General features: G+C 65.3%; 6 protein-coding genes. All 6 read right to left on the bottom strand.

What is annotated here, in order from left to right; genetic code table 11:
* Positions 1 to 28: 28 nt before the first annotated feature.
* A complete protein-coding gene (locus WCE05_RS19140; protein WP_225787215.1) occupies positions 29 to 442 on the bottom strand; it encodes a YbaN family protein in 414 nt (137 codons plus the stop codon).
* Positions 443 to 494: 52 nt separating this feature from the next.
* Complete coding sequence (locus tag WCE05_RS19135; protein WP_368816354.1) at positions 495 to 1,103, bottom strand: biliverdin-producing heme oxygenase; 609 nt, start codon at positions 1,101 to 1,103, stop codon at positions 495 to 497.
* A gap of 230 nt (positions 1,104 to 1,333) precedes the next feature.
* On the bottom strand, positions 1,334 to 3,922 hold the full coding sequence (locus tag WCE05_RS19130; RefSeq protein ID WP_368816353.1) for a TonB-dependent receptor: 2,589 nt from the start codon (positions 3,920 to 3,922) through the stop codon (positions 1,334 to 1,336).
* A 126-nt stretch (positions 3,923 to 4,048) separates the two neighbouring features.
* Entirely contained in the window at positions 4,049 to 5,011 is a 963-nt protein-coding gene (locus WCE05_RS19125; protein ID WP_225787218.1) for a FecR domain-containing protein, read from the bottom strand.
* Between the two features lie 93 nt (positions 5,012 to 5,104).
* A complete protein-coding gene (locus WCE05_RS19120) occupies positions 5,105 to 5,617 on the bottom strand; it encodes an RNA polymerase sigma factor (RefSeq protein WP_225787219.1) in 513 nt (170 codons plus the stop codon).
* A 190-nt stretch (positions 5,618 to 5,807) separates the two neighbouring features.
* Positions 5,808 to 6,737: a phage tail protein gene (locus tag WCE05_RS19115; RefSeq protein WP_368816352.1), complete on the bottom strand. Its 930-nt coding sequence runs from the start codon at positions 6,735 to 6,737 to the stop codon at positions 5,808 to 5,810.
* Between the last annotated feature and the right edge of the window lie 3 nt (positions 6,738 to 6,740).

Genomic DNA, 6,740 nt, shown 5'->3' with positions numbered 1-6,740 from the left:
GTATTCGGGATTGCTGGGCTTGTGAGCGTCAGGCCGGGCCGGTGCCGGGGCAGGGCGGGGTAGGCCGCTCCGGGCGCGACCAGATCCACAGGTTGCCCAGGGCCATGCCGGCCAGGGCCAGGAACACCGGCCAGCGATGCTCGAGGAAAACCAGCATCAGCGTGGCGCACAGCAGCATGCTGACGGTGGCGCTGACCTTGGCGCGGCGCTGGATGACCTTGCCGTTGCGCCAGTTGTACAGGATCGGCCCGAACAGCCGGTGGTTCTCCAGCCAGGCGCTCAGGCGCGGTGAGCTGCGGGTGGCGGCCCAGGCGGCAAGGAGAATGAACTCGGTGGTCGGCAGGCCGGGCACGACGATGGCGACCAGGCCTATCCCCAGGCTGACATAGGCCAGGATCGCGTACAGCAGGCGGGACAGCTTCGAGCGGGCAGGCTGGGTCATGGTCTCACTGCAAGGGGCGGTCCGGCCACCAGGGGTGGCCGGGTAAGGCGTGTCAGGCCAGTGCGGCATCCGCGGCGTAGGCATGCTTGAGCAGTTCGGTGAAGCGCTCGAAGGCAGCGACCGCGCCACGTTCGGCGGCGGCCTCCTCCTCGGCCGACAGCTCCAGGCTGTCGAGGATGCGGATGAACTGCTTCCAGCCCTCGGCACGGCCACCGGCCGGTTCGCCCAGGTGGCGGGCACCGAAGCTGTCCGACAGACCCAGGGCCACGGCACGCTTGATCAGGAACGCGGCGCCCAGTTTGGAGCCTTCGGAGACGAAGATCCAGCCCATCGCCTCGCCCAGGCTCGGGTTGTGCAGGGCGCCCAAGACCGGTGCGGGGACTTCGGTGTCCAGGTCGGCCAGGTCCAGGCGGGCCTGTTCGGCGCGGCAGCGCTCGGCCAGGTCGGGGACGATGGCGATCAGTTGTGGGTCGTTGTACAGGGCCTGCAGTTCGGACTGGAACAGGTACTGGGCGACCACGAAGCGTGCGAAGTTTTCGCGATTGTCGAACGGCGCATGGGACTTGACCAGGGCATCGAGCTCGCTGTGCGGCGCATGGGTGATCTGGTTCAGGCGCTGCGAGCGCAGGCTTGGGCGTTCAGAGGCAAGGGTGCTGGTCATGGAGGCGGGTCCTTGGGAATAGGCTGTCTAGTACAAGACGAACCAGGTGAGACGGAACAGTAAAAAAATCTCATCTAGAGGTGAAATTATCGTCAGGGGGCCGCTTCGCGGCCTGCTCCAACAGGGGCCGAGTCGATCACAAATAATGGGCGCTGAAGGGCCATGTGGGAGCGGCCTTGCCGGGGCGCCGTACTGGTTGGAAAGGGGCGCGAAGCGCCCCCTGACTGCAGTCAGATATCCCACACCAGGTTGATGGCGAAGTTGCGGCCCGGCATGGTCAGGCGGTCGAGGTTGGCCGGTTGGGTCACCGCTGCCTCGCCCAGGGCGTCGTAGCCGCGCACCGAGTCCCACTGCCAGTACTTCTTGTCGGTGAGGTTGTACAGGCCTGCATTGACGGTGATGTCGTCGGTCACCTTGTAGAAACCGGTCAGGTCCAGCACGCCGTAGCCCGGGGTACGAAACTGCGAGCTGGTGCCGTCGGGGGCGAAGAAGGTGGTGTCGTCGACGCGGGTCTTGCGCTTGACCAGGGTCCAGCTGAGCAGGCCGCCGTAGTTCTGCTGCTCGTAGCCCAGGCCGATCACTGCCGTGAGCGGGTTGATGCTGTTGAGCGGCTGGCCGTTGTCGTCGTTGCGGCCATGGGCGTAGGCCAGCGAGCCCTGGGTGTACAGGCCCTGGGTTGCGCCGAAGTGGTCCAGGTTCAGGCGGCCCTTGAACTCGGCCCCCTTGATGGTGGCGTGCTTGATGTTGTTGGCCTGGAAGGTCGAGCCCAGATTGGCCGACTGCACGGCGTCTTCGTTGATGAAGTCGCGGTACTTGTTGTAGAACACCGCCACGTCGAAGTTGCCTGCCTCGAAGTTGCCGCGCAGGCCGGTCTCGTAGCTCTTGCTCTTTTCCGGCTCGAGGTCGGGGTTCGGCTCCACGCGATAGCCCAGGCTCGGGTTGTCGAAGCGCCCGTACATGGCCTTGGCGGTCGGCGTACGGAAACCCTCGGCGTACTGGCCGTACCAGGTGTAGTTGTCGTTGAAGGCATAGGTCACGCCGAACTTGGGCGAGACGCGGTGCCATTTCTTGTCCGAGTCGTCGATCCGCTCGGGGGCCTCGCCGCTGCCTTGCACGCCGCGCAGGAACTCGGTGGTCATGTGCGGCTCCATGCGGGTGTAGTCGTAGCGCGCGCCTGGCAGGAAGGTCCAGTTGTTCCAGCGGATCTCATCCTGGGCGAACAGGCTGTAGGTGTCGACGGTCGGGTCCGGGAAATCGCTGACCAGTGCCTGGCCGTCCCGGCTGCTGTCCTGGCCGATGAACGCGCAGCTGCCGCCCACGTTCAGGCAGGTGCCGGTGCCGCTGCGCGAACCGGTGACCTTCTCGTGCTTGAGCGTGGTGCCGTAGGTCAGCAGGTGATCGGTCGGGCCGATGCTGAAGGATTTGTCCAACTGGGCATCGAAGACCCACTGGCGATCCTTGTAGGTGGTCTGACGATCCCTGAATACCTCGCGCCCCGAGGCCGCGTAGATTTCATCGGTACGCTGGTCGGTCTTGGCGATCTGGTAGTTCAGGCTCCACTTCGCATGGTCGGCGACCAGGCTGTCGAGGCCGAATTCATGATTGATCCCGAAGCGTTCGCGGGTCACGGTGTCGTTGCCCTGGCGTGTGCGATAGGAATTCATGGCGCCAAAACCGGGAATGAAGGGGCCGCCCACCGCGCTGAGGATGTTCTGGTCGCGATCGTCCTTGTAGCGCTCGTAGGTAAAGCCCAGGCGCGCATCGTCGGCGTAGTTCCAGCCCAGCTTGGCCAGCACGTTGGTGGTGCGCACGTCCTCGGGGTTGGCCTGCGTGCGATCCAGGCCGGTGCCGCCATGGCTGCCGTAGGATTCGGTCTCGTGGCCATTGCGCTGGCTCAGGTGCAGCAGGCCGTCGAAGTCGCCCTGGCGGCCGGCCACGGTGGCGGAGGTCAGCCAGCTTTCGTCCGCCGAGCTGTAGCCGGTCTTCAGGCGCGCACCGACGTCCTTGCCGGGTTTGAGGATGTCGTCCGGGTCGAGGGTGAAGTAGCTCACCGCGCCGCCGATGGCATTGCTGCCGTACAGCACCGAGGCCGGGCCGCGAAGAATCTCGACGCGCTTGACGATCTCCGGGTCGACATAGTTGCGTTGGGTCTGGGCGTAGGGGCCGTAGAAGAAGCTGTCTGGAATGGACACGCCGTCGACCTGGGTCAGGATGCGTTCGCCGTCGATGCCGCGGATGTTGTAGCCATTGAGGCCGCTGCGCTGGCCCGTGCCGGCGACCGACACGCCAGGCTCGTAGCGGACCAGTTGCTGGATGTTGTTGACGTTCTGCCGGTCCAGTTGTTCGCGGGTCTGCACGCTGACGGTGCTGGGCACCTGGCTGACGTCCTGGGCGCTGCGGGTGGCGCTGACGGTGAGCTGCTGCAGGGCGATGGCGTTGCCTGCCACCTGGCGTTCGAGCACCACGTTGCCGTTGCCGATCTTGCGATAGCCCAGGCCGGTGCCCTGGAGCAGGCGCTTGAGCGCGGCCTCCGGCGCCAGCGAGCCTTGCACCCCCGGCGAGGACACTCCCTCGGCCAACTCGGCATTGAAGCCGACCTGCCAACCAGTGACCTGGCTGAATGCGTTGATCGCCGAGACCAACGGCTGCTGGGCGATGGCGAAGCGGTAGTCGCCCATGCGCGGGCCGCTGGCCTGGGTGGGCTCTGCGGCCAGCGCCGGCAGGCTGCAGGCGCCGCTGGCGAGCAAGGCCAGGGTCAGCAGCGATAGCTGCCCCATGCGGCGGGAGGAGGTGGACGGACGAGTTGGACCTGTGGACATCGAAGGCGCTCCCTGACGCGCGAACTGTTATAGGTGATGGCTGTTCTTGTTTCAAAACAAGAATCAGTTGCATTGGCTATAACGAGACGGGCAGGGCGGCGCGATCGCGTAAAAAAAGTTCGTCGGTCAGTTGATGATCACCAGCGCGGGGTACTCGTGCAGTTGCGCCGAGGTGATCTGGGCCAGGGCGCGCAAGGTTTCCAGGGGTTGGTCGAGGCGGTAGTTGCCGGTCACCGCGACCTGCTCCAGCTGCGTGTTGCGGCTGATGATCCAGCCGGGGTAGTAGCGGCGCAGCTCGTCGAGGACCTGGCTCAGCGGGCAGTTCTCGAACACCAGGCGGCCGTCGATCCAGGCCAGTTCCTTGCTCATGTCCGGGCGCTGGCGCTGGCTGAAGCCCTGGGGGCCGACGCTGATGCTGTCGCCGGCGCTCAGGCGGATGCGCTGGTCGCTGGCGGCCTGCAGGTCGACGTCGCCGCGTTGCACCCGCACCTGGGCCTGGCCATCGAGGTAGCGCACGGCGAAGTCGGTGTCGTGCACCTGCGCACGCAGTGGTCCGGCCTGGACTTCCAGGGGCGCCTGGATGCCGCCGGGCACCTGGAAATACGCCTCGCCCTGGAGCAGGCGGGCGACCTGGCGGCCCTCGCGCAGGTCGCTGGCGAAGGCCGAGTTGGTGTTGAGCAGCACCTGCGCGCCATCGTCCAGTTGCAGGCGCTGGCGCTCGCCGACCACAGTCAGGTGATCGGCTTGCAGGCGTACCGGCAGGTTGCCGAAGGTGAACAGCCCGACCAGCAACACGGCGGCGGTGGCCAGAGGTTTCCAGTGGGCACGCAGGCGCCCGCCAAGGGAGCGGCGGCGGTTGTGGTGCAGGTGGCTGGCGGCCTGGCGCAGGGGCGCGCCGTTCCACAGGGCTTCGGCCTCGACATAGGCCTCGGCGTTTTCCGGGGCGGCGCTCAACCAGGCTTCGAAGGCACGGGTATCGTCCTCGCTGGCGCATTGCAGGCGCACGAGCCAGTCCAGTGCCTCGTCCATGGCACGGGCACGGGCGTCAGGCCCGGCGGGTGACGGGCGAGGGACGGGGCTGTCGGTCACGGAGGTTCCTTGCGGTAGGTTTTTTTTTGAATGATCAGGGCTGCGGCGAGGCATGGCAAGGGCTTTGCCTCGGTCGGCCGGCGAGCGGTCGGCTCACTTGAGCCGGTCGGCCACGCCCATGCAGATGGCCATGATCAGTTTCAGTTCCTTCTGCACCGTGCTGGCCGAGACCTTCAACTGTTCGGCGATTTCCAGGTAGCTGGCGCCATGCAGGCGGCTGAGGATGAAGATCCGCTGCTGGCGCGCAGTGAGCTGGCCAAGGCTGACACTCAGGTGCCTGAGCAATTGTTCGGCATGGGCGGCGTCCTCGCTGCTGCCGGCCTGGGCGGCGACATTGTGCAGCACCTGCTCGGGGACATCGTCGACCAGGGTCCGTGCCTGCACCCGGCGTGCCCGCAAGTGGTCGAGGGCAAGGTTGCGCGCAGTCTGGAAGACGAACGGCTCGAGGTGCTCGATGGGGCGTTCGCCCAAGGCACGGGTGACCCGTAGGTAGGTTTCCTGCAGCAAGTCCTCGGCCGTGCTGGGGTTGCCGACCATGCGCTGCAACGTACGCAGCAGGGTGAGGCGCTGGGTTAGGAAGACTGTGTTGAACCGGGACTGACTCACGGGGAAACCTGGGCCGATAGGAGGTGAATGATAATGCTTATCATCATTGGCCAAGGTCAAGCCTGGAAGTGTCACGATTAGGTAAAGATCGGCAGCCGTCGTGTAAGCGAGCGCCGGATTTGGCACCGTCGAGCGCCGGATTTGGCATCGCGATGCCGTGCACCCACAGCGCTCGCTTTGGCACCTGACATCAGGCCGTGCGACGCCACATATGTACGGCCAAATACGGCGGCATGTTGTTGTGCGCCTGGCCGCCGCCAGCCGGTCCTGACGCCGGGTTTGTTGCCACTTGGCTGGTCATGTCATCACCGGAAGTGTATTCACCTGCCGGGCCGGCAGTGACGCCTTGCGGGACGGTATGGTCGTGCTCCGGCATTTCGGCAATGGTCAATACATGGCCGTACTCACCGCCGGTGCTGCCGAGGGCAAACGCCCTTTCCTCGCCTCGGGCATCAGTCCCGCTACCGGCACTAATCAGCATGCGCCCAGTCCCCAAGGCCACCCAGGTGCCGAATCCCAGCAGCGTGGCCGGGTTGGTGGCAACGCTCGCGTTCATGTAGATCGACCCCACCGGGTACACCACTGCCAACATCGCCGGGTGGTTGCCTGTGTGATATGGCGACCGGCCTCCGTCCAAAACCAGCCCATTTGGAAGAACGAGGGAGCCGTCACTGCTCTTCAGCCGGAACAGCTCTACTCCGTCGATGAAGAGCGCCAAGTCCGACCCGTCGCCTTCTGTGCCACCTACCGTAAACAGTCCAGAGTCACCGTCTGAGCCAAAGGCATACCCAACTCGACTGGTATTGCCCGAGCTGGGCGCCCCCTTTTGGACTCGAATCCCCCCGGTTGCCCTCAGAGGCCCGGTGAGCTCGCCACCAACCAGGGGAAGGAACACCTTCCCCGACTCGCTTATAAGGTGTTGAATAGCTTCGAGGACCTGGGTGGAGTCATCAGCATTCAACGTCAGACCAGCTGCCTGAACAATGCTAACCAGCTCCTCCTGAACAGCATTCAACCAGCCCGCAGTGATAGGGGTCGGAGCGACCCCGCCTGCTTGTGTCCCATGTCGATAGAGCCCAGCCAAAGTACACAGCGAGGTCCATGCGGATACACGATCCATAGC

Source organism: Pseudomonas sp. I2, assembly GCF_040984075.1.
GTDB lineage: Bacteria > Pseudomonadota > Gammaproteobacteria > Pseudomonadales > Pseudomonadaceae > Aquipseudomonas > Aquipseudomonas guariconensis_B.
Note: the sequence above shows the minus strand (reverse complement) of the source record. Positions and strands in the feature narration are given on the sequence as shown.